Annotated in this window: 21 protein-coding genes; 13 read left to right on the top strand and 8 right to left on the bottom strand. The window is 73.4% G+C overall.

The genetic code is table 11. The features are described 5' to 3' along the window. The first annotated feature begins 131 nt into the window (after positions 1-131). The 3 genes from GA0070610_RS15140 to GA0070610_RS15135 are packed head-to-tail and all read left to right on the top strand — an operon-like array spanning position 132 to position 3,218. Positions 132-2,687: an ATP-dependent Clp protease ATP-binding subunit gene (locus GA0070610_RS15140; protein ID WP_089000634.1), complete on the top strand. Its 2,556-nt coding sequence runs from the start codon at positions 132-134 to the stop codon at positions 2,685-2,687. A 13-nt stretch (positions 2,688-2,700) separates the two neighbouring features. Next, on the top strand, positions 2,701-2,868 hold the full coding sequence (locus GA0070610_RS30900) for a hypothetical protein (protein WP_172896533.1): 168 nt from the start codon (positions 2,701-2,703) through the stop codon (positions 2,866-2,868). After that, positions 2,868-3,218 carry a DUF3140 domain-containing protein gene (locus GA0070610_RS15135; protein WP_089000633.1) on the top strand — a complete coding sequence of 117 codons (351 nt, stop codon included), beginning with the start codon at positions 2,868-2,870 and terminating at the stop codon, positions 3,216-3,218. The genes GA0070610_RS30900 and GA0070610_RS15135 overlap by 1 nt, the downstream gene beginning before the upstream one ends. 99 nt (positions 3,219-3,317) lie before the next feature. Here GA0070610_RS15135 and GA0070610_RS15130 read toward each other — a convergent pair whose 3' ends face one another. The 3 genes from GA0070610_RS15130 to GA0070610_RS15120 form a co-directional block, all read right to left on the bottom strand. Continuing rightward, entirely contained in the window at positions 3,318-3,560 is a 243-nt protein-coding gene (locus GA0070610_RS15130) for a hypothetical protein (protein WP_089000632.1), read from the bottom strand. A 19-nt stretch (positions 3,561-3,579) separates the two neighbouring features. Beyond that, complete coding sequence (locus GA0070610_RS15125; protein WP_089000631.1) at positions 3,580-4,575, bottom strand: LysR family transcriptional regulator; 996 nt, start codon at positions 4,573-4,575, stop codon at positions 3,580-3,582. Between the two features lie 86 nt (positions 4,576-4,661). Next, entirely contained in the window at positions 4,662-5,270 is a 609-nt protein-coding gene (locus tag GA0070610_RS15120; RefSeq protein ID WP_089000630.1) for a hemerythrin domain-containing protein, read from the bottom strand. 217 nt (positions 5,271-5,487) lie between these two features. Here GA0070610_RS15120 and GA0070610_RS15115 point away from each other — a divergent pair, with 217 nt between their 5' ends. Together GA0070610_RS15115 and GA0070610_RS15110 are read left to right on the top strand one after the other, a co-directional pair. After that, complete coding sequence (locus GA0070610_RS15115) at positions 5,488-6,816, top strand: M20/M25/M40 family metallo-hydrolase (RefSeq protein ID WP_089000629.1); 1,329 nt, start codon at positions 5,488-5,490, stop codon at positions 6,814-6,816. 60 nt (positions 6,817-6,876) lie between these two features. Further along, the gene (locus GA0070610_RS15110) at positions 6,877-7,530 is read left to right on the top strand and encodes a hypothetical protein (RefSeq protein ID WP_089003521.1); all 654 of its coding nucleotides are present in this window, start codon (positions 6,877-6,879) and stop codon (positions 7,528-7,530) included. 79 nt (positions 7,531-7,609) lie between these two features. Here GA0070610_RS15110 and GA0070610_RS15105 read toward each other — a convergent pair whose 3' ends face one another. After that, on the bottom strand, positions 7,610-7,801 hold the full coding sequence (locus tag GA0070610_RS15105; RefSeq protein ID WP_013734349.1) for a DUF5703 family protein: 192 nt from the start codon (positions 7,799-7,801) through the stop codon (positions 7,610-7,612). 168 nt (positions 7,802-7,969) lie between these two features. Here GA0070610_RS15105 and GA0070610_RS15100 point away from each other — a divergent pair, with 168 nt between their 5' ends. From GA0070610_RS15100 to GA0070610_RS30895, 3 genes are all read left to right on the top strand, one after another. Continuing rightward, complete coding sequence (locus GA0070610_RS15100; protein WP_089000628.1) at positions 7,970-8,449, top strand: DUF2975 domain-containing protein; 480 nt, start codon at positions 7,970-7,972, stop codon at positions 8,447-8,449. Then, on the top strand, positions 8,449-8,655 hold the full coding sequence (locus GA0070610_RS15095) for a helix-turn-helix domain-containing protein (protein WP_089000627.1): 207 nt from the start codon (positions 8,449-8,451) through the stop codon (positions 8,653-8,655). The genes GA0070610_RS15100 and GA0070610_RS15095 overlap by 1 nt, the downstream gene beginning before the upstream one ends. Positions 8,656-8,752: 97 nt before the next feature. Beyond that, the gene (locus GA0070610_RS30895) at positions 8,753-8,908 is read left to right on the top strand and encodes a hypothetical protein (RefSeq protein WP_172896532.1); all 156 of its coding nucleotides are present in this window, start codon (positions 8,753-8,755) and stop codon (positions 8,906-8,908) included. 13 nt (positions 8,909-8,921) lie between these two features. Here the strand turns inward: GA0070610_RS30895 and GA0070610_RS15085 are convergent, their stop codons facing one another. Together GA0070610_RS15085 and GA0070610_RS15080 are read right to left on the bottom strand one after the other, a co-directional pair. After that, positions 8,922-9,806: an SseB family protein gene (locus GA0070610_RS15085; RefSeq protein WP_089000625.1), complete on the bottom strand. Its 885-nt coding sequence runs from the start codon at positions 9,804-9,806 to the stop codon at positions 8,922-8,924. Further along, complete coding sequence (locus tag GA0070610_RS15080) at positions 9,803-10,222, bottom strand: YbaB/EbfC family nucleoid-associated protein (RefSeq protein WP_089000624.1); 420 nt, start codon at positions 10,220-10,222, stop codon at positions 9,803-9,805. The genes GA0070610_RS15085 and GA0070610_RS15080 overlap by 4 nt, the downstream gene beginning before the upstream one ends. Positions 10,223-10,315: 93 nt before the next feature. Here GA0070610_RS15080 and GA0070610_RS15075 point away from each other — a divergent pair, with 93 nt between their 5' ends. Genes GA0070610_RS15075 through GA0070610_RS15065 form a run of 3 tightly spaced genes read left to right on the top strand, consistent with a single transcriptional unit; the run spans position 10,316 to position 12,622 of the window. Next, on the top strand, positions 10,316-10,645 hold the full coding sequence (locus GA0070610_RS15075) for a hypothetical protein (RefSeq protein ID WP_089000623.1): 330 nt from the start codon (positions 10,316-10,318) through the stop codon (positions 10,643-10,645). Continuing rightward, a complete protein-coding gene (locus tag GA0070610_RS15070) occupies positions 10,642-11,703 on the top strand; it encodes a WXG100 family type VII secretion target (protein ID WP_089000622.1) in 1,062 nt (353 codons plus the stop codon). The genes GA0070610_RS15075 and GA0070610_RS15070 overlap by 4 nt, the downstream gene beginning before the upstream one ends. 22 nt (positions 11,704-11,725) lie before the next feature. Continuing rightward, the gene (locus tag GA0070610_RS15065) at positions 11,726-12,622 is read left to right on the top strand and encodes a hypothetical protein (protein WP_089000621.1); all 897 of its coding nucleotides are present in this window, start codon (positions 11,726-11,728) and stop codon (positions 12,620-12,622) included. 28 nt (positions 12,623-12,650) lie between these two features. On the opposite strand, the gene GA0070610_RS15060 is transcribed toward GA0070610_RS15065, so the two are convergent. Then, the gene (locus GA0070610_RS15060; protein WP_089000620.1) at positions 12,651-13,622 is read right to left on the bottom strand and encodes an aldo/keto reductase; all 972 of its coding nucleotides are present in this window, start codon (positions 13,620-13,622) and stop codon (positions 12,651-12,653) included. A 176-nt stretch (positions 13,623-13,798) separates the two neighbouring features. Here GA0070610_RS15060 and GA0070610_RS15055 point away from each other — a divergent pair, with 176 nt between their 5' ends. Together GA0070610_RS15055 and GA0070610_RS15050 are read left to right on the top strand one after the other, a co-directional pair. Continuing rightward, positions 13,799-14,851, top strand: a complete 1,053-nt coding sequence (locus tag GA0070610_RS15055; RefSeq protein WP_089000619.1) for an LLM class F420-dependent oxidoreductase — start codon at positions 13,799-13,801, stop codon at positions 14,849-14,851. Beyond that, on the top strand, positions 14,848-15,684 hold the full coding sequence (locus GA0070610_RS15050; RefSeq protein WP_089000618.1) for an undecaprenyl-diphosphate phosphatase: 837 nt from the start codon (positions 14,848-14,850) through the stop codon (positions 15,682-15,684). Before GA0070610_RS15055 ends, GA0070610_RS15050 begins: the two co-directional genes overlap by 4 nt. Before the next feature lie 377 nt (positions 15,685-16,061). On the opposite strand, the gene GA0070610_RS15045 is transcribed toward GA0070610_RS15050, so the two are convergent. Further along, positions 16,062-16,658 (bottom strand): hypothetical protein, encoded by a 597-nt coding sequence (locus GA0070610_RS15045; RefSeq protein ID WP_089000617.1) that lies wholly within the window; start codon positions 16,656-16,658, stop codon positions 16,062-16,064. Positions 16,659-16,902 lie beyond the last annotated feature (244 nt).

The raw sequence follows: 16,902 nt of genomic DNA, 5'->3' as shown, positions 1-16,902 counted from the left end.
CGCGCAAGGTGCCCCTGACCTGCCGCGAGCGTCGGCGGGGCGCCCCGGTCCGTCCGCACGGCGGCGGCGTTTGTCGCGACGGTCGTCGGGTAGCCCCTGGCGACCGTCGCGCCCGACTGCGGAGGACAGACATGATGGGACCCGGTGACTTCGGCTCCGACCCCTGGGACGAGTTCCTGGCCCGGTACTTCGGCCGGGGCGAGGGGGGACGCCGACCCGCGCACCGGGTCGACATCACCCGGCTGATGACCGCCGACGCCCGGGAGATGCTGGCCGACGCGGCCCGGCGGGCCGCGCAGCGGCAGAGCACCGACCTGGACACGGACCACCTGCTCTGGGCCGCGCTGCAACGCGAACCGCTGCGCGACCTCGTCCGCCGCGCCGGCGCCGACCCGGACACGCTGCTCAACGCCCTCGGCGGGCGCGGCGACGGCGCGCCCCGGGGCGAGGTGCCGCCGAACCTGTCGCTCACCCCGGCGGCCAAGCGGGCGTTGCTCGACGCCCACCAGCTGTCCCGGGCGATGGGCGCCAACTACATCGGCCCCGAGCACATCCTGATGGCGCTGCCGCTCAACCCCGAGTCGCCGGCGGGCCGGATGCTCGCCGCCGGGCGGATCCAGCCCGAGTCGTTGCAGGCCGCCAGCGCCGAGCGCGGCCCGGCGAACGGGCCCCGGCCCGACCGTGGCACCCCCACCCTGGACCAGTACGGCCAGGACCTCACCGACCTGGCCCGCAACGACCAGATCGACCCGGTGATCGGCCGGGCCGAGGAGATCGAGCAGGCCGTCGAGATCCTGTCGAGGCGGACCAAGAACAACCCGGTGCTGATCGGCGAGGCCGGCGTCGGCAAGACGGCGATCGTGGAGGGCCTGGCGGAGCGGATCTGCGACGGCGACGTGCCGCAGACGCTGCTCGGCAAGCGGGTGATCCAGCTCGACCTGGCCGGCCTGGTCGCCGGCACCCGCTACCGGGGTGACTTCGAGGAGCGGCTGAAGAAGGTCATCGACGAGATCCGGGCGCACCGCGAGGAGCTGATCGTCTTCCTGGACGAGATCCACACCCTGGTCGGCGCGGGCGGGGCGGGCAGCGAGGGCGGCATGGACGCCTCGAACATGCTCAAGCCGGCGCTGGCCCGGGGCGAGCTGCGGGTGATCGGCGCGACCACGCTGGACGAGTACCGCAAGAGCATCGAGAAGGACGCGGCGCTGGCCCGCCGGTTCCAGCCGGTGTTCGTGCCGGAGCCCACCGTCGACGACACCGTGGCCATCCTGCGCGGGCTGCGCGACCGCTACGAGGCCCACCACCAGGTGCGCTTCACCGACGAGGCGCTGGTCGCCGCGGCCGAGCTGTCCGACCGGTACGTCACCGACCGGTTCCTGCCGGACAAGGCGATCGACCTGATCGACCAGGCCGGCGCGCGGGTGCGGCTGCGTACCCGCACCCCCGCCTCCGACGTGCGGGAGCTGGAGACGCAGCTCGACGAGGTACGCCGCGACAAGGAGCAGGCGGTCGCCGACGAGCAGTACGAGAAGGCGTCCGCGCTGCGCGACCGGCTCGCCGAGCTGGAGGAGCAGATCCGCCTGGCCCGCGGCGACGAGGGCGGCTCGTCGCAGGTGCCGGCCGTCGGGCCGCAGGAGATCGCCGAGGTGGTCTCCCGGGCCACCGGCATCCCGATCAGCCAGCTCACCGAGGAGGAACGCGACCGGCTGCTGCGCCTGGAGGGCCACCTGCACGAGAAGGTCGTCGGCCAGGATGACGCGGTCACCGCGGTCGCCGAGGCGGTGCGCCGCTCGCGTGCCGGGCTGGCCGACCCGAACCGCCCGATGGGCAGCTTCCTCTTCCTCGGGCCCACCGGCGTCGGCAAGACCGAGCTGGCGCGGGCCCTGGCGGAGGCGCTGTTCGGCGAGGCCGACCGGATGGTCCGGGTGGACATGAGCGAGTTCCAGGAGCGGCACACGGTCAGCCGGCTGGTCGGCGCCCCGCCCGGGTACGTCGGCTACGAGGAGGCCGGCCAGCTCACCGAGGCCGTCCGCCGCCGCCCGTACGCGGTGGTGCTGCTCGACGAGATCGAGAAGGCCCACGCCGACGTGTTCAACATCCTGCTCCAGGTGCTCGACGAGGGGCGGCTCACCGACAGCCAGGGCCGTACCGTCAACTTCAAGAACACCGTGCTGATCATGACGAGCAACCTGGGTTCGGAGCTGATCACCGGCGCCCAGCGCGCCGTCGGGTTCGGCACCGGCGCCGAGGGCGGCGACCAGGAGCGCGACGAGCTGCGCGAGCGGCTGATGCGCCGGCTCCAGGAGAACTTCCGGCCGGAGTTCCTCAACCGCATCGACGAGGTGATCATCTTCCGTCGGCTGGAGGCCGAGCAGCTGCGCCAGATCACCGGCCTGCTGCTGGAGGAGACCCGCCGCCGGCTGCACGCGCAGGACATCCAGGTCCACTTCACCGCCCCCGCCATCGACTGGATCGCCGAGCACGGCTACCAGCCGGAGTTCGGTGCCCGGCCGCTGCGTCGGGTCATCCAGCGGGAGGTGGACAACCAGCTCTCCCGGATGCTGCTGGAGTCGGCCGTCTCACCGAGCCAGAAGGTCACCGTGGACGCCCGTGACGGGCGGCTCGCCTTCGACGTGGCGGCCGGCGAGCGCGGCTACACCCCGGCCACGACGTCCCATCCCCGCTGACCGGAGGACGGACATGACCGAACCCGAGGAGACCCGGGACGAGAGCGAGCGCACCGATCCGATCCTGGCCCCGCCGACCGCGAACCCCACCCGGGTGCGGGTACCGCCGGAGGGCGTGGGCCAGCAGGGCGACGACCCGGAGCCGGCGGAGTCCGACCGCCGCCGTCGAGAGGAGGGCTGATGGTACGCGAGCAGCGGCTCGAACCCGAGGTGGAGGTGCTCTGGGACGACTTCCACGCCCAGGTGAACGTCCCGTCGGAACAGTTGCGGCAGTGGCTGCTGACCCGCGGCTCCGGGGAGGAGTCGTTCGGGCCCGACCCGGACCTCGACCTGCCCGGGCTGGGCCGGCGGATCCTGCGGGTGCTGAGCAAACGCAAGGTCGACCTCACCCCGGAGGACATCCGGGTGATGCGGGACGCGATCGACGAGATCCAGTCCCTGCTGGACGAGAAGCCGCCACGCGGCAACGCCGACGACGAGTGGCGCCACGCCCTGCTCGACCTGGGCCACGACGTCCTCGTCGAACGCTGACCGGGGCGCACGACGCTCCTCGGGCAACGGTGACCGGGGCGTACGGCGCCTCGACGAACGCCGGGCCGGCGACACCAGGGTGTCGCCGGCCCGGCGTGGTCAACCCTGGTCGCTCTCCAGGCTGCCGATCGTCAGGCCCGCGGCGTCCGCCGCCGCCTCGCGGTCGGCGCGCGTCTGCTGCTCGCGGGTCAGCAGGTTGGCGTACTCCGTGACGTCCGCCGGGTCGGGCACCTCCGGCAGGCGACGCAGGAACGCCTCCACGTCGCGGGCGGCGGCGGTGTGCGCGGCGGCGGCCTGCCGGAGGATCTCCCGGTCGTCGGCGGCGGGGTAGAGATCGGTCATGCCCGCCTGATACCCGGCGTCACGCCGTTCGCACCCCGTCGGCCCCGGCAGCCGTCAGCCCCCGCGCCCCGTAGGCGGGGTTGCGCAGCAGCCAGGCCAGGTACTCCGGGTGGGCCGCCAGGGAGTCGGTGTACGCGGCCAGCGCGTGCTCCAGCACCAGCTCGGCGTCGCGGGCGGCGGGGGAGTCCGGATGCCAGCCCAACATCAGCCGCCAGCGCAGCGGCGTCCCGGCCAGCATCCGGGTCACCAGCCCGGCGACCGGGCGGAAGGTGGCCTGGCAGAGCGCGATGGCCTCGCCCGAGTCCACCATGTCGATGCAGCAGCGCACGTCGGTCTCGTACACCTTGCGCGGGGTGAAGCCGGCGCGGGCGCAGGCGGCGGCGAAGCAGTCGCCGAAGCAGCCGTCGCCGGGCGCGGCGACCCACTGCTCGCGGCTCAGGTCGACGAGGCTCACCTCCGCCCGCCCGGCCAGCGGGTGCTGCTCGGGCAGCAGCACCAGCACCGGGTCGACCGCCACCTCGCGCCAGCTCAACCCGAACTCGGCCGGCGGGGCGGCGTCGCCGCACACCCCGATCAGCGCGAAGTCCAGCCGACCGCCGGCGACCAGCTGGGCCAGCTCCTCGGCCGACCAGGAGGCGTGGGTGGTGATCTGCGCGGGCGGGGGCTCGGCGGCGAGCCGGTGCACCAGGCGGCCGAGGATGGGGCTGTTCACCCCGCCGAAGCGGTACCGGCGCGGGGTGTCCCCCGCGCCGGCCAACCGCGCCGCCTCGTCCTGCAGGCCCTTCATCGCCGGCAGCAGCACCCGGGCCCGGGCGAGCACCAGCTCGCCGAGGGCGGTCGGTCGGGCGCCGCGGCGGTCCCGCTCGAACAGCGGCCCGCCCAGCGTCCGCTCGATGCGCTGGAGCTGGGCGGTGAGTGCCGGCTGGGCCAGGCCGAGCGTCGATGCCGCCTTGGTCACGCTCCCCGTCTCCGCGATCGCGCAGATCACCCTCAGGTGTCGCAGCTCCAGATTCATACCGTGACGGTATGACCCCGTAGCGGCCGACGGAAGGGCCTGGACGGATCAACGGTCTCCGATCTGTCAGACGTGGCCCCGCCGGCTCAGGCCGGCGGCGGCTCGGTCAGGTCGGCCAGGTAGGTGGGGCGGCCGGTGACGGCGTCGCGGACCTTGTCGACCACCCCCACCGCGGGCTCGACGACCCGGTTCCACGGCGGGGTCGCCGGCGTGCCCGGGTGCGGGCGGGTGGGGGCCGCCTCCTCGGCGATCTCCAGCCGGTTGCCCAGGCGGATCAGCTCCTCGGCGCTGGCCACCTCGCGCAGCGCCGCGACCAGCGCGCCCGCCTCCTCGACGTGGCGGTGCACCCGCGCGGCGACGTCGGCGAGCCCGCCGTCGGTGAGCCCCCGCAGGGCGGTCAGCAGGGCGCGGTCGTCGGCGATGGCCCGGTCGATGCGGCCGGCCGCGTCGGGCAGGGCGGCGCGCACGGCGGGCAGCAGGTACTGCTCCTCGGCCGAGAGGTGCCGCGACAGCGCCGCGGTGAGCACCTCCAGGCCGCGCCCCGGGGCGGGCTCCGGGCCCTCGGCGGTGAGCCGCCGCAGCAACTCCCGCAGCTGGCGGTGTTCGGCGTCGAGGATGTCGGCGATGCTGCGCCCGCCCGGACGGAAGTCCTCGTCCTCTCCGGTTGGCGGCAGCGGTGGCAGGGGAACGGTCATGGTGCCCTCCTCTGGTGGCGGGCGAAGCACGTGGTGGGGAGCGGTCGCGAGCGGCGGTACCCGGCCCCGTCGGCGGCGAAACCGCGCCCGGTGGCCGGCGGCCCCGGCCCCCGGGTGGGCACGCGGCCGGCCCCGCCCCACCCGGTGCCGGGGCGGGCGGGTGGCGCCGGCGGGGCGGGACGACCGCACCGGGCCGGCGGGCTGGTATGAAGAACCGATGACGAGCGACGCCGCCTCCGCCCGACCCGACCCCACCGACGAGGTCGTCGACCTCTGCCGCGACCTCCTGCGGATCGACACCACCAACACCGGGGACAACGACACCAGCGCCGGGGAACGCCTCGCCGCCGAGTACGTGGCGGAGAAGCTCGCCGAGGTGGGCGTCGAGCCCGTCATCCACGAGTCGGCGCCCGGACGGGCCAACCTCATCGCCCGCATCCCGGGCACCGACCCGAGCCGTGGGGCGCTGCTCGTGCACGGCCACCTCGACGTCGTACCCGCCGACGCCGACGAGTGGTCGGTGCACCCGTTCTCGGGCGAGCTGCGCGACGGCTACCTGTGGGGCAGGGGCGCCATCGACATGAAGGACTTCGACGCGATGGTGCTGGCCGTGGTGCGGCACTGGCAGCGCACCGGGGTCCGTCCGCCGCGCGACATCGTCCTCGCGTACACCGCCGACGAGGAGGCGGGCAGCGACTACGGCGCGCACTTCCTCGTCGAGCGCCACCGGGGTCTGCTCGACGGCTGCACCGAGGCCATCGGCGAGGTCGGCGGCTTCTCGTACTCGGTGAACGACAGCCAGCGGCTCTACCTGATCGAGACCGCCGAGAAGGGCATCGACTGGCTGCGCCTGCACGCGAAGGGCCGGCCCGGGCACGGCTCGATGGTCCACGACGACAACGCGGTCACCGCGCTCGCCGAGGCGGTGGCCCGCGTCGGCCGGCACCGCTTCCCGGTGGTGGTCACCGACACCGTGCGGGCGTTCCTGGAGGAGGTTTCCGACCTGCTCGGCATCGAGCTGGACCCGGAGGACCCGGAGACCGCGATCGCCAAGCTCGGGCCGATCGCCAACATCATCGGCGCGACGATCCGCAACACCGCCAACCCGACGCGGCTCGCCGCCGGGTACAAGGACAACGTCATCCCCGGCCGGGCCACCGCCACCATCGACTGCCGCAGCCTGCCGGGGCAGTCGGAGCTGTTGGAGCGGCAGCTGCGCGAGCTGGTCGGTCCGGACATCGTCATCGAGTACGTGCAGCGCCAGCCGGCGCTCGAGACGACGTTCGACGGCGACCTGGTCGACGCGATGTCGGCCGCGCTGCGCGCGGAGGACCCGGGGGCGCGGCCGGTGCCGTACATGCTCTCCGGCGGCACCGACGCCAAGGCGTTCTCGCAGCTCGGCATCCGCTGCTTCGGCTTCGCGCCGCTGCGGCTGCCCGCCGACCTGAACTTCTCCGCGTTGTTCCACGGCATCGACGAGCGGGTTCCGGTGGACGGACTACAGTTCGGCGTGCGGGTTCTCGACCGGTTCCTCCGCACCTGCTAAGCCCCCGCCAGGAACCCGGTGTTCCGGCGGGAACCTCTGATCGTGAAGGGACTGACCCACATGACCGACCAGCACGGTGAGCTGGACGCCGCCCTCGAGCGCGTGATCGATGCGGCCCGCCACCACCTGGCCGCCGTCCGCGCCGCGCAGGGCCGCATCGACGACGACGACGTCTGGCAGGCGTACGTCGCGCTGAACAACGCGTCCTTCGCGTACGACGAGCAACTCCTGGACGCCTTCGGCGAGGTCACCCCGTGGGACGTCGAGTCGATCGACCCGGAGGTGGCCGACGAGCGCTTCGGCGACGCGGAGGGTGTGGAGCCCACCGACCCGCACCCGCGGGTCATCTCGGTGCGCCAGCGGCGCGACTACCGGGTGCCGAGCGTCTCGGCGCTGATCCGCGTCGCCGAGGCGGCCCGGCGGGAGGGCACCCCGGCCGAGGACGAGCCGGAGCCCGTGGAGGGCGTCGGCGAGGCGGTGCTGGAGCTGCTGCAGAGCGGCGACGGCTCGCTCGGCGCGCTGGACGTGCCGGAGCTGGAGCCGCTCGACGGCGTGGTGATGGTCAGCGAGGTCGGCACCCCGGTCGACCTGGAGTCCTTCGACGACGACGACCCGGCGGGCCCGTTCCAGCCGGCCGCGGACGACCGGCTGGTCGGCCGGCTCGACGAGCACCCGTTCATGGAGCTCGACGAGGAGCACGACCACGCCCACTAGGCGCTGACGGCCCGCCGACGCGGCGGTGAAGGCCCGGGGTCGACCGATCGGTCGACCCCGGGCCTTGCGTGTGCCGGGCTCAGTACGACAGCCCCGGCTGCGGCTGGTTGACCCGGCGGCGGCGCAGCACCACCTGCCGCGTGCCGTCGCGGTACAGCCGCACCCGCGCCAGCTCCCACCCGGAGAACTCCGCCTGGATCGCCAACTGCGCCGCGGCGGTCAACCGGTCGACGTTCGGCGGCAGCCGCAGCGGCGCGTACTCGTAGTCCATGAGCCCTATGCTGCCCAGCCCGGCGGCCGTTTGCCACCCCCTCGCCGGTGACCCGCGCCGCCGTCGCCGGGCGTGGTGCGCGCCGACGGCCCGACCGGTCGCGCCCCGGCGCGGCGGATGTACGGCGAACCGATTGACTTTCGATAGGTTGCGAGCGATAGTCGATGTATGTTGAACGAGCATCGAGCGGTAGCGCCGCTCCGAGTCTTCCTCGTGGTGCTGTTCGGGATCCTGGTCATGCTCCAGACCTTCTCGCTGCCCGGGCAGTTCGCGCACATGGCGCGGGAGTCCCCGGACCTCGCCTACCTCAGGTGGCCGATGACCGCCGTCGCGGTGTTCTGGGTGCTGTGCGTGCAGGTGGTGGTCGTCTGCACCTGGAAGCTGCTCACCCTGGTCAAGCACGACCGCATCTTCAGTGACGCCGCGCTGGCGTGGGTGGACGCGATCGTGTGGGCGATCGTCGCCGCCTGGGTCGTGCTGCTGGGCGTCTTCCTCTACGTCGGCTTCAACGCCACGGACCCGGGGCTGCCGCTGCTGCTGTTCCTGCTGCTGGTGGGCGTCGCCGTGCTGGGTCTGCTGATGGTGGTGATGCGCGCGCTGCTGCGGCAGGCCACGACGCTGCGGACCGACATGGAGGCGGTGATCTGATGCCCATCGTCGTACGCATCGACGTCGAGCTGGCCAGACGCAAGATGAGCGTCGGCGAGTTCGCCGAGCGCGTCGGGCTCACGCCCGCGAACGTGGCGGTGCTCAAGAACGGCCGGGCCAAGGCCGTCCGGTTCAGCACCCTGGAGGCCATGTGCCGGGTGCTCGACTGCCAGCCCGGCGACCTCCTCGAATGGGTCGAGGAGTGAACCCGCACGGCGTGCCGCGCGCCACGCCCCGGACCAACGACCACGAACCGTCCGCCGGCAGGTGGGCGACCGGCCCGGCCGCCATCAGGGAGACGCCATGAAGTACCTGCTCGTCCTCGTCGCCGTCGCGCTCGGCGTCGCCGGCGTCGTGCTCGGGGAGGCCGACGACTCGCCGGGCCTCCAGCTCCTGGGCGTCGTCCTGGTCGTCGGCGCGATCGCGTTCGGCGTACGGACCGCGCGGCGCGGCAGGTAGGGCGCGGCGGCGGTCAGCCGGTGGGCGGGTTCGCCGCCAGCAGGGCGGCCAGCGACGCCGCGCCGAGGGCGAGGGCGCGCGGGGTGCCCGCGTCCACCACCAGCCCCCACGTCGGGTCGGGCCAGTCCGCGAGCAGGTCCGCGCAGGGCACGGCGACGAACGGCACGCCCTCCCCGGCGAACGCGGTCAGCGCGTCGGGGGAGGTGAAGACGGGCAGCAGCGGCGCGCCGGTCGGGTCGGTGACGATCGTCCACGGCACGTCGCGGTCCGGCCCCGGCTCCGCCGCCAGCGGTACGCAGACCGCCGTGGCGGCGAGGATGCCGAGGTAGCCGGGCAGGTCCCGCCGTGCGCCGGCGTCGCTGAGCAGGTCGAGCACGGACGCCCCACCTGTGGCCGCTCCCTCGGCGGCCGGCTCACCGGCGGGCGGTCGCCCAGCGGTCCGCTCCTCGGCGGCCGGCTCCTCGGCGGCCGGCTCCTCGGCGGCCGGCTCACCGGCGGGCGGTCGCCCAGCGGCCCGGACGCGGGGCACCGGCGGGACGGTCGGCTCGGGCCGCACCCGGGGGCCGGTGGGCGGGAGGATCTGGCAGGACAGCGCGCCGGGCTCGGTGGTGAGCACCGTGGCGGCGGTCCGCGCCGCGAACCCGCTCCACCAGCGCAGTCCCTCGGCGGTGCGCGGCGTCTCGTACCACCAGCCGCCGACCCCGCGCGGCGCCTGCCAGCCGAGTTCGGCCAGCCGTGGCTCGTCGTAGGGCGGGCAGACCCCGCGCACGGTGTTCCGGCGCACCATCAGGTGCAGCCGGCGGGGGCCGGCGGCGAGTTCCAGGTCGGTGTCGCGGTCGCAGCCGGACAGCGTGTCGTGGAGCCGGGCGACGATGTCGGGCCAGCCCGGCGACGTCATGCCGGCGGCCCCGCGAGCCGCCCGTCGAGGCGCCCGAGGCGTCCCATGGCCTCCTCCAGGCGACCCAGCGAGGCGAAGTCGCCGGGCGTGCCGAAGATGCCGTTCAGCCCCGCGCCGAGCGTCGCGTCGAGACCCTCGGTGCGCTCGCTGAGCTGCTCCGTCGCCGCCGCCCGGGCCTGCCGGTACGCCTGGAGCACCATGGCGGCGAGATCCTCCGTGCCCACCCGCAGCGCGGTCGGGGCGAAGCTCAGGTCGGTGAGCTCGCCGGTGGCGTCGACGGTCGCGGAGACCAGACCGCTGTCGTCCGTGGCGGTGCCGCTCAGCTCGTCGAGGTCGTCGGTGAGCCCGGCGAAGCGCCGCTCGATGTCGGCGAGCCGTCCGGCGAGGGCGTCGAACGCGGACAGCGGGTCAGACATGGGAACCTCCCGTACGCGGTGCCGCCCGGGGTGGCGGCGGGCGGCGGCATGATCGTATCGTCGTCCCGCCGGTGCGAGTGGGGGAGGAACGGCGTGCCTGACATCGACGTCGACGTGCAGGCGGTACGTCGGCTGGAGGCGGCGGCGAAGCGGGTGGCCACCTCGCTGAGCGCGCTGGAGAGCCGGCTCACGTCCGCCGGGGACATCCCGGACGGAGCCTTCGGGCACCTGCCGTTCGTCAGCGACATGCTCCGCGAGAAGTACGCCGAGCAGGTCACCGGCGGTATGGAGCTGTTCCGCTCCGGCCACGACGCGTTCGAGCGGGTCGGCGGCGCGCTGGTCACGACGGCCGAGTCCTACGAGCGCAACGAGCGGGACATCGACGCCTCGTTCCGCGCCATCGGCGCCGGGCTGCCCCGGTGAGCGGGCCCGCGGGCACCGCCGTCGAGCTCTGGAACGGCATCGACAACGCCCTGTCCGGCGTGGACAAGGTGGTCGACAGCGTCTGCCGCACCCTCGCCTGGCCGCTGATCCAGCTCGTCGACCTCGTCGACGGCGAGCCGGCCGCGCTGCGCGCCAAGGCCACCGAGTGGGACGCGCTGGCCACGCAGGTGCGGGAGCTGGCGATGGGCCACCGCGGCGTACGCCTGGCCGAACAGGGCGGCTGGCGCTCGCCGTCCGGCGAGGCGTACGGGCGGCGGATGGCCGACGTCGAGCAGCAGTTGCTGGACGTCGCCGGGCAGTTCGCCGCCACGGCCGAATATCTGCGCGGCGTCGCCGACGCGTTGCAGACCGTGCACGACGTGCTGGTCGACATCTGCGTCGAGTTCGTGAACTTCCTGCTGGTGACGCTGGTCACCGCGCTGCTGATGGCCCCGTTCACCGCCGGTGCGTCCTGGGCGGCCGGCGTGGCGCTTGGCGTCACCCGGGGCATGATCGCGCTGGCCCGGATGCTGAAGATCATCCGGCCGTTGGCGACGCACCTGCAGAAGGTCATCCGGCTGCTGCAACGGGTCCTGCTCCACCTGCGCAAGCTGCGCAACCACCTGGACAAGCTGGTCGACAAGCAGAAGGCGCTGCGCGCCGGCCAGAAGTACGCCGACAGGCGCCGCGCCGCCGGCGACGCCGACAAGTGGTTCCACAGGTTCACGGACCCGGCGAAGGGCAACTGGAAGCTCGGCAAGTCCGGCACGCCGTTCGACATGGGCACGTTCGAGCGCCTCGGCGCGCTGCGGGCGCACGGCATGGCCGACGGGGCGCGGATGATCGGCCGGGACTGGGCCACCAACCTGCCGTGGAACATCCCGAACTCCGTCGTGCACGGCGTCACCTGGGGCACCGTGGCGATGGTCTCCGGGCTGTCCGTGCCGGGCATGGACCAGGTCGGCGACAAGGTCGACGCGGCGGTGCAGGGCGGCGCCGAGTGGATCGACCAGAATGTCTTCGGGCAGCCGCCGGCGGAGCAACCGGCCGGCAGGTGACGGCCGACCGAGGGGGTACGAGGTGTCCGAGGGGCGCAGCCGGCTGGGCCGGCTGACCGACGCGGTGCTCGGCGGCGCGCGTGCCGCCCGGGAGAAGGCCCGGGAGCTGCGCGACGAGTTCCGCACCACCGACGAGCCCGAGCGTGCCCTCGTCGCGCCCCTGCTGCCCGGCGAGGAGATCCGCTACGTCGGCCTGGCGCCGGTGCGGGCTCCGGAGAACCACCGGGCCGGCAGTCAGCTCGCCGACCGGGTCGACGCGGAGCTGGCCGAGGCGCTCGACCCCCGCGCGCTGTTCGGGCTGCTCAACATCGTCAACCCGGTCGCCTGGGTGGACGCCGTGCTGACACCCGTACGCGTCGCCGCCGGCGTCCTGCTGCTGCCCGGCAAGGCCACCGTGCTCGCCGCGGGCGCCCCGGAGGCGGCCGAGCCCGAACCCGCGCCGGGCGCCGCGCCCCGGGAGCCGCTGCCGCTCACCGACGAGCAGGAGGCGTTCCGGGCGCTGTTCCGGCTCAGCCGCTACCGGCCGCTGGCCGACCAGCTCGCCGAGATCGCCTACCGGCGGCGGTACGTCTTCAGCGGCGACCTGGCGACGCTCGCCGGCAGCCTGCTGCTGTTCCTCGAGCGCTACACCGGCACCCCGCTGGCGGTCACCGACACCCACCTGCACCTGCTGCGGATGGGCCGCCGCCCCGACCCCGACCGCGAGGACCGCCGGCGCCCCCAGGTGCTGTGGAGCGTGCCGCGGCAGCGCGTCGCCCGCATCGAATCCGAGCACGGGGCCCGCCTGATGCAGTTTCCGTCCACCATCGTCTTCGACGACGGGTCCTGGATCCGGATCGTCAACCCCGCCACCCGCGACGACCAGGCCCGCTTCCTGGCCGCCGTACGCGAGCTGCCCGGCGGGCGCCCCGCGGCCTGACCGCCCGCTCGCCCCGCGCGACGCGGGGTCAGCCGTCGCGCTCGGGGTAGCCCACCGGCACCGCCGACACGTCGTCCAGCGCGGTGACGATCTCGTCCGGCAGGGTCACCCGCTCCACCTGGAGCGCGCCGAGCAGCTGCCCGACCGTCCGCGCGCCGAGGATCGGGGCCACCACCCCGGGCCGGTCGCGGATCCACGCCAGCGCCACCTCCGTCGGGGAGACACCCAGCCCGCCGGCGGCGATGGCGACGGCCTCCACGATGCTGGAGCAGCGGGGCTCCAGGTAGGTGGCGACGAAGCGCTCGAAGTGCGGCGAGGCCGCCCGCGAGTCGGCGGGCCGGCCGTGGCGGTACTTGCCGGTGAGCACCCCGCGGCCCAGCGGCGACCAGGGCAGCACCCCCAGCCCGAGGGCGTCGCACGCGGGCAGCACCTCCCGCTCCACGCCCCGCTCCAGCAGCGAGTACTCGACCTGCGCGGCCACCACCGGGGCGCGACCCGGCCACGCGGTCTGCCAGGCCGCCGCCCGCGCGGTCTGCCAGCCGGCGAAGTTCGACACCCCGACGTAGCGGACCCTGCCGCTGGCCACCGCGTGGTCGAGCGCCGCGAGCGTCTCCTCCAGCGGGGTGTCCGGGTCGTAGCCGTGCAGCTGGAACAGGTCGACGTGGTCCGTGCCGAGCCGGCGCAGCGAGGCGTCCAGCGTACGCAGCAGGTGGCCCCGGGAACCGTCGCGGCGCCGGCCGCTGCCCGGACGCAGCCCCGCCTTTGTGGCGATCAGCAGCTCGTCGCGGGGCACCAGGGAACCCAGCAGCGACCCGATGACGGCCTCGGCGTCGCCGTCGCCGTAGACGTCGGCGGTGTCGACGAGGTTGCCGCCCGCGTCGAGATAACTCTTCAGCTGGGCGGCCGCGTCGTCGGCGTCGGTGTCCCGGCCCCAGGTCATGGTGCCGAGCGCGAGCCGCGAAACCGCCAGCCCGCTTCGGCCGAGCGGTCGCTGTTGCATGGGTGAACCTTATTTCGAACCAGGGCCCGCCGATATCCTCGCCGCCGTCAAGTGTGTCGGGCGCGTCGCCTTTCCGACCGTCCGGCCGACGCCCCGGTGGGGGCGACCGGTGCTCGGGCCGTCTTCCGGCATTGCGTAACCTGATGCGACCTGTGGTGCGGATGGGGGAGGACCTAGTGCGACTCGGGCTCAGCCTCGGATACCAGACGGCGTGGAGCACACCGGCCGATCACCTTGCGTTCGCCCAGGAGGCGGACCGGCTCGGCTACGCGGTGGTGTGGGCGGCGGAGGCCTACGGCTCCGACTCGCCGAGCATGCTCGCCTGGATGGCCGGGCAGACGGAGCGGATCGACCTGGGCAGCGCGGTGATGCAGATCCCCGCCCGTACCCCGGCGATGACCGCGATGACGGCGGCGACCATCGACGCGCTCTCCGGCGGCCGGTTCCGGCTGGGTCTCGGCGTGTCGGGCCCGCAGGTCTCCGAGGGCTGGCACGGCGTGCGGTTCGCCAAGCCGCTGGCGCGGACCCGCGAGTTCGTGGACATCGTGAAGCTGGCCGTGGCGCGCAAGTCGGTCGCGTACGACGGCGAGTTCTACACGCTGCCGCTGCCGGACGGTCCCGGCAAGGCGCTGAAGCTGGGCTTCCACCCGCCGCGCGAGCACATACCGATCTACCTCGCGGCCGTGGGCCCGAAGAACCTGGAGCTGGCCGGCGAGATCGCCGACGGCTGGCTGGCCGTCTTCTACGCCCCCGAGTTCGCCGAGGAGCAGCTCGCGTCGGTGCGCGCCGGGCGGGCGAAGGCCGGCAAGGAGCTGGCCGGCTTCGACGTGGTCCCGTCGGTGCCCGTGGTGGTCGGCGACGACATCGCCACCTGCGCGGAACTGGTCCGCTGGTACGCGGCCCTCTACGTCGGCGGCATGGGCAGCCGCCAGCAGAACTTCTACAACCAGCTCGCCACCCGGATGGGCTACGGCGACGCCGCCCGCGAGGTGCAGGACCTCTACCTGGCCAAGCGGCAGCGCGACGCCGCCGCCGCGGTGCCGATGGAGTTCATCGACCGCACCTCGCTGCTGGGACCGAAGGAGCGCATCGCCGAGCGGATGCGGGAGTACGCGGCCGCCGGCGTCACCACCCTGTCGGTGAGCCTGTTCGCCGCCGACCGGGACAGCGGCCTGCACACCCTGCGTACCGTCGCCGAGGCGCTGGACCTCTCGGGAGTCGGGGAGTGACCTGGATCGAGGCCATCGTCCTGGGCATCGTCCAGGGACTGACCGAGTTCCTCCCGGTCAGCTCGTCCGGTCACCTGCGGATCACCTCCGCGATCTTCTTCGACCAGGACGCCGGGGCGTCGTTCACCGCGGTCACCCAGCTGGGCACCGAGGCGGCGGTGCTGATCTACTTCGCCAAGGACATCTGGCGCATCACCCGTACGTGGCTGGTCGGCATCAGGGACAAGTCGGTGCGCTCCAGCCTCGACTACCGGATGGGCTGGTACGTCATCGTCGGCTCGATCCCGATCGGGCTGTTCGGTTTCCTGTTCAAGGACCAGATCCGCACCGCCGGGCGCAACCTGTGGCTGGTGGCCACCACGCTGATCGTGTTCGCGTTCGTGCTCGCGTTCGCCGAGTACTGGGGCCGGCAGAGCCGCACCCTGGAGAACTTCCGGATGCGCGACGGCGTGGTGATGGGTTTCGCCCAGGCGATGGCGCTGATCCCCGGGGTGTCCCGCTCGGGCGGCACGCTCACCGCGGGGCTGCTGCTCAACCTCACCCGGGAGGCGGCGGCACGCTACTCGTTCCTGCTGGCCATCCCGGCGGTGGTGATGTCCGGGATCTTCAGCGTCGGTGACGTGTTCGAGCCTGCGGCCCCCGGCACGTCGGTGCCGAGCCTCGCCCAGATGATCGTCGCCACGATCATCGCCTTCGGCGTCGGGTACGCGGCCATCGCCTGGCTGCTGCGCTACGTCGCGCACCACACCCTGTACGTCTTCGTGCTGTACCGGGTCGCGCTGGGCACCCTGGTGCTCGCCCTGCTGATGACGGGCACCATCAGCGCCACCTGATCCGCCACCCACCTCCAGACCGGCCCTCGTTCCGCAGCAGCGGACGGGGGCCGGTCCGTGTCCGACCCGCCGCCGGCCGTCACTGCCTGCCCGACGCCTTGGCGCTCTGGCGTCTGGCGTCTGGCGTCGCATTCCCTCTCGCCGGATTGCGTCAGCCGTGCTCGCCGTCCTTACGTCGAGATCTTGGACGGTTGTCGTTGGGTGTGAGCGGTAGCTGTCCAAGATCTGGTGGTGGAGATGCCAGCGGCCGGCACCCCTGTCGGGGTGCCGGCCGTGGGGTGGTGGCTGTGTCGTGGTGGATGTGCCGCTGGCCGGCACCGATTGATCGGTGCCGGCCAGCGGTCCCCCTTGTGGTGGAAAGTCTGTGTGCGTGTGTGTCAGCTGTTCCAGTGCTGGGCGACCAGGTCGGCGGCCATCTGCTCCCACTGGGCGTAGTGGTCGGGGTAGGCCGACACCTGCACCGTCTGCGCGGCCTTGGTCAGGGGCATGTCCTGCCACCCGTCGACCTGCTTGAGGCCCTTCAGGAACGCGGTGGTCGAGTACTCGGGGTCGGTGATCTGCTCGACCGTGCCCCAACCACTGGACGGGCGCTGCTGGAACAGGCCCTGCGAGTCGTGGTCGTTGCGGTCACCCAGGTGACCCAGGTTCTCCAACTTCGACTCCTGCAACGCGGTCGCGATCGACACGACGGCGGCGCGCTCGTCCATGCCGGCCTTCTTCGTCGCGGCGATGATCGCCTTGACGTTGGCGACCTGCTCATCGGACAGGTCGATGTGCGACTGGGCGCCCTGCACACCATGCGGAATCAGCTTCGCCTTGTCGACCGACGGCTTGTCAGCCTGCATGGCCACAGCCGCCACGGGCGTGGTGTCGACAGTCGTCGGGGTGCTGTCGGTCATCGGGCCAGCGGCCACACCACCGGCGAACGCGAGACCAGCGATACCGAGAACGCTGTTACGAATGAACGTGTTCATGGGGGACGCTCCATTCGGGGGTTGGCACCACACACCGAAGGGGGATCGGCTCTGTGTGCGGGTGCAAGCACCGTCCGGCGCTCGATGAACAACGGGGAACCTCCGGCGTCCTGCCGGAGGAAAGATCAGAGTCGGCCGCGTGGGGCGGAGGGGAATGCCCTGCACGTGGGCCGGGACCATGTGTAACGACCGGCTGGCCGCCATCATTCCGGGGCCCGGGCTGGCCACCTGCCCAAGAGGCGGG

This window comes from Micromonospora echinofusca (assembly GCF_900091445.1).
GTDB lineage: Bacteria > Actinomycetota > Actinomycetes > Mycobacteriales > Micromonosporaceae > Micromonospora > Micromonospora echinofusca.
This window is presented reverse-complemented; position numbering and strand designations above follow the sequence as displayed.

Coding starts and splice junctions, on each gene's coding strand:
- GA0070610_RS15125 (WP_089000631.1), bottom strand. CDS start 4,575: ATGAATCTGGAGCTGCGACACCTGAGGGTGATCTGCGCGATCGCGGAG.
- GA0070610_RS15080 (WP_089000624.1), bottom strand. CDS start 10,222: ATGTCTGACCCGCTGTCCGCGTTCGACGCCCTCGCCGGACGGCTCGCC.
- GA0070610_RS30900 (WP_172896533.1), top strand. CDS start 2,701: ATGACCGAACCCGAGGAGACCCGGGACGAGAGCGAGCGCACCGATCCG.
- GA0070610_RS15140 (WP_089000634.1), top strand. CDS start 132: ATGATGGGACCCGGTGACTTCGGCTCCGACCCCTGGGACGAGTTCCTG.
- GA0070610_RS30895 (WP_172896532.1), top strand. CDS start 8,753: ATGAAGTACCTGCTCGTCCTCGTCGCCGTCGCGCTCGGCGTCGCCGGC.
- GA0070610_RS15100 (WP_089000628.1), top strand. CDS start 7,970: ATGTTGAACGAGCATCGAGCGGTAGCGCCGCTCCGAGTCTTCCTCGTG.
- GA0070610_RS15045 (WP_089000617.1), bottom strand. CDS start 16,658: ATGAACACGTTCATTCGTAACAGCGTTCTCGGTATCGCTGGTCTCGCG.
- GA0070610_RS15110 (WP_089003521.1), top strand. CDS start 6,877: ATGACCGACCAGCACGGTGAGCTGGACGCCGCCCTCGAGCGCGTGATC.
- GA0070610_RS15095 (WP_089000627.1), top strand. CDS start 8,449: ATGCCCATCGTCGTACGCATCGACGTCGAGCTGGCCAGACGCAAGATG.
- GA0070610_RS15120 (WP_089000630.1), bottom strand. CDS start 5,270: ATGACCGTTCCCCTGCCACCGCTGCCGCCAACCGGAGAGGACGAGGAC.
- GA0070610_RS15115 (WP_089000629.1), top strand. CDS start 5,488: ATGACGAGCGACGCCGCCTCCGCCCGACCCGACCCCACCGACGAGGTC.
- GA0070610_RS15105 (WP_013734349.1), bottom strand. CDS start 7,801: ATGGACTACGAGTACGCGCCGCTGCGGCTGCCGCCGAACGTCGACCGG.
- GA0070610_RS15135 (WP_089000633.1), top strand. CDS start 2,868: ATGGTACGCGAGCAGCGGCTCGAACCCGAGGTGGAGGTGCTCTGGGAC.
- GA0070610_RS15085 (WP_089000625.1), bottom strand. CDS start 9,806: ATGACGTCGCCGGGCTGGCCCGACATCGTCGCCCGGCTCCACGACACG.
- GA0070610_RS15130 (WP_089000632.1), bottom strand. CDS start 3,560: ATGACCGATCTCTACCCCGCCGCCGACGACCGGGAGATCCTCCGGCAG.
- GA0070610_RS15060 (WP_089000620.1), bottom strand. CDS start 13,622: ATGCAACAGCGACCGCTCGGCCGAAGCGGGCTGGCGGTTTCGCGGCTC.